This is a genomic window from Aeromonas sp. Y318-3, from assembly GCF_027706185.1.
GTDB classification, from domain to species: domain Bacteria; phylum Pseudomonadota; class Gammaproteobacteria; order Enterobacterales; family Aeromonadaceae; genus Aeromonas; species Aeromonas veronii.
The window spans coordinates 1-1162 of sequence record NZ_JAPDCN010000049.1; the positions used below are offsets into that span (position 1 = coordinate 1).

Sequence of the window (1162 nt, forward strand, 5' to 3'; positions counted from 1 at the left end):
CAGTTGCGTGAGCGCATACGCTACTTGCATTACAGCTTACGAACCGAACAGGCTTATGTCCACTGGGTTCGTGCCTTCATCCGTTTCCACGGTGTGCGTCACCCGGCAACCTTGGGCAGCAGCGAAGTCGAGGCATTTCTGTCCTGGCTGGCGAACGAGCGCAAGGTTTCGGTCTCCACGCATCGTCAGGCATTGGCGGCCTTGCTGTTCTTCTACGGCAAGGTGCTGTGCACGGATCTGCCCTGGCTTCAGGAGATCGGAAGACCTCGGCCGTCGCGGCGCTTGCCGGTGGTGCTGACCCCGGATGAAGTGGTTCGCATCCTCGGTTTTCTGGAAGGCGAGCATCGTTTGTTCGCCCAGCTTCTGTATGGAACGGGCATGCGGATCAGTGAGGGTTTGCAACTGCGGGTCAAGGATCTGGATTTCGATCACGGCACGATCATCGTGCGGGAGGGCAAGGGCTCCAAGGATCGGGCCTTGATGTTACCCGAGAGCTTGGCACCCAGCCTGCGCGAGCAGCTGTCGCGTGCACGGGCATGGTGGCTGAAGGACCAGGCCGAGGGCCGCAGCGGCGTTGCGCTTCCCGACGCCCTTGAGCGGAAGTATCCGCGCGCCGGGCATTCCTGGCCGTGGTTCTGGGTTTTTGCGCAGCACACGCATTCGACCGATCCACGGAGCGGTGTCGTGCGTCGCCATCACATGTATGACCAGACCTTTCAGCGCGCCTTCAAACGTGCCGTAGAACAAGCAGGCATCACGAAGCCCGCCACACCGCACACCCTCCGCCACTCGTTCGCGACGGCCTTGCTCCGCAGCGGTTACGACATTCGAACCGTGCAGGATCTGCTCGGCCATTCCGACGTCTCTACGACGATGATTTACACGCATGTGCTGAAAGTTGGCGGTGCCGGAGTGCGCTCACCGCTTGATGCGCTGCCGCCCCTCACTAGTGAGAGGTAGGGCAGCGCAAGTCAATCCTGGCGGATTCACTACCCCTGCGCGAAGGCCATCGGTGCCGCATCGAACGGCCGGTTGCGGAAAGTCCTCCCTGCGTCCGCTGATGGCCGGCAGCAGCCCGTCGTTGCCTGATGGATCCAACCCCTCCGCTGCTATAGTGCAGTCGGCTTCTGACGTTCAGTGCAGCCGTCTTCTGAAAACGACA

At 61.5% G+C, this 1162-nt stretch carries 1 protein-coding gene; it reads left to right on the forward strand.

Annotated elements, in window-relative coordinates; all coding sequences use genetic code 11:
* On the forward strand, positions 1–960 hold a 960-nt coding region (gene intI1, locus OKB77_RS23925), incomplete at its 5' end, for a class 1 integron integrase IntI1 (RefSeq protein WP_118972047.1).
* Positions 961–1162: the final 202 nt, after the last annotated feature.